The 1,941-nt window shown below is 40.2% G+C and carries 2 protein-coding genes; both read right to left on the reverse strand.

Going from position 1 to position 1,941, the window contains the following annotated elements; translation table 11 throughout:
* Positions 1 to 75: 75 nt before the first annotated feature.
* Complete coding sequence (gene brnQ / locus HT719_RS11155; RefSeq protein WP_166731613.1) at positions 76 to 1,401, reverse strand: branched-chain amino acid transport system II carrier protein; 1,326 nt, start codon at positions 1,399 to 1,401, stop codon at positions 76 to 78.
* A 171-nt stretch (positions 1,402 to 1,572) separates the two neighbouring features.
* Positions 1,573 to 1,860, reverse strand: coding sequence for a rhodanese-like domain-containing protein (locus HT719_RS11160; RefSeq protein WP_172929235.1), 288 nt, complete (start codon positions 1,858 to 1,860; stop codon positions 1,573 to 1,575).
* Positions 1,861 to 1,941: the final 81 nt, after the last annotated feature.

Here is a 1,941-nt window from a genome sequence, read left to right on the forward strand (position 1 = left end):
AGCCGCAGGCTGTACTTGAGTACGACAAGGCGACGTTGACGCGGTTTGAATTTGATTTTCGAAGAGTATTAGTGATTATTCCATTTCAAAAACATCACTTTCTTGCTTGTTAGGTAGAACCAATGAGAGCAAGATTCCAACGATGGCTGGCACCAACCATGGGAGTGAGGCCTTGGCAAAAGGAAGAACGCTAACAAGATTTGCAAAAAATTCAACCTTAAAGGAGCTTCCTAGTACGCTTGCAATGCCAATAGCTGTAACAACAGCAATTGTCAACTGCATACCTGGTTTTGAAAGAGCCACGAATTTGTTGACAATGACAATCATAACGATGGCAATCGTGATTGGGTACAAAATAACCAGCACAGGGATTGAGTACTTGATAATCGCATCAAGACCCAAATTGGCAATGACAAATCCAATCAAGGTAAAGGCTGTCGCATAAACCTTGTAGCTGATTTGTGGGAAACGCTCGTTAAAGAACTCAGCTGTTGACACAATCAAACCAACAGTTGTTGTAAAGCAGGTTACGGTAACCATAGCTGCAAGGAAGAGTTGAGCTGTTGAGCCAAATATTTCTTGAGTGGCTTGTGACAAGATGTAAACACCTGGTGTTCCACCTTTCATAGCCTCAGCTGGTACTGGGAAATGATTTCCAAGGAATCCTAAACCAATGTAAAGAGCACTGAAGGCAAGGGCTACAACGATACCAACCACCCAAATAGTTGAAATGTATTCTTTCTTACTTGAAAATCCAAGTTGTTTTAAGGTTTGAACTGCGATTACGCTAAAGGCAACTGAGGCAAGAGCATCCAAGGTATTATAACCTTCTAGGAAACCTGTCCCAAAAGCAGAAGCTTGATAAGCAGCTGAAGCAGCTTGAGGACTTGTTCCACCGTATTTGAAAGCTCCCAGAACAACCAAGATAACAATCAAAATCGCAAAGACTGGCGTTAAAATACGTCCAATGCGGTCTAAGATTTTTGATGGATTAAGCGAAATCAAATAGGCTGCTGCAAAATACAGAACTGTAAAGACAATCAAGCCAAGTCCTTTATTTGCATCCGATAAAAGGGGGCTAATCCCTACTTCGTAAGCTGTTGTAGCTGTACGTGGGATAGCAAAGAATGGACCGATTGACAAGTAAAGAACTGAGAGGTAAAGAGTCGCGAACCAAGGCGCTATCTTCGTTGAAATCTCATAGATATATCCTTTAGGATTTAGCGTTCCAATAATAAGGGTCAAGACGGCGATACCGACACCTGAAAAGACAAAACCTGCGATGGCAGGAAGAAAATGTTCTCCAGATAGAGCACCTAGAGAAGGCGGAAAAATCAAGTTCCCCGCACCAAAAAATATTCCAAACAGGAGCAAACCTGTTAGGGCACCTTTTTTAGCCATGTAAATCTCCTTCATATTTATAAAATACTGACCTAGTATATCATGAATAGGAGTATGAAAAAAGCTTCATGAAGTAAATATTGAATGTTTTCAAGATTCTTAAAAATAAGAATTATCTAAAAATAATATTCTCCTACCTAAATCACACCAAGTAGGAGAAAATTCTTATGTTTAGAGTTCTTCAAAGGCAGTCATACCACCTTGGACATTGATAACCTCATAACTTTGTTCAGCTAGAAATTGGCAAGCACGCGCCGATCTCATTCCATATTTACAAATAACATAATGTAACTGGTCCTTGTCCAATTGATCATAGGTATCAGTCAGTTGACTCAGAGGAAGATTCTGAGCACCTTCTAAATGAAGAGCTTCAAACTCATCCACTTCTCTCACATCCACTAAAGAAAGTTGCTCATTTTGGTAAAGCTGGTAAAATGCGTCAAAGGTTATTTCTTTCATTCTTTTTCTCCTAATACTCTTCGAAAATCTCTTCAAACCACGTCAGCGTCGCCTTACCGTGCGTATAGTTACTGACTTCGT

This window comes from Streptococcus sp. k-378, assembly GCF_013277505.1.
Classification (GTDB): domain Bacteria; phylum Bacillota; class Bacilli; order Lactobacillales; family Streptococcaceae; genus Streptococcus; species Streptococcus pseudopneumoniae.

What these genes read in the sequence shown, in the direction of transcription:
- brnQ (WP_166731613.1), bottom strand. Translation starts at nt 1,401, where the DNA reads ATGGCTAAAAAAGGTGCCCTAACAGGTTTGCTCCTGTTTGGAATATTT.
- HT719_RS11160 (WP_172929235.1), bottom strand. Translation starts at nt 1,860, where the DNA reads ATGAAAGAAATAACCTTTGACGCATTTTACCAGCTTTACCAAAATGAG.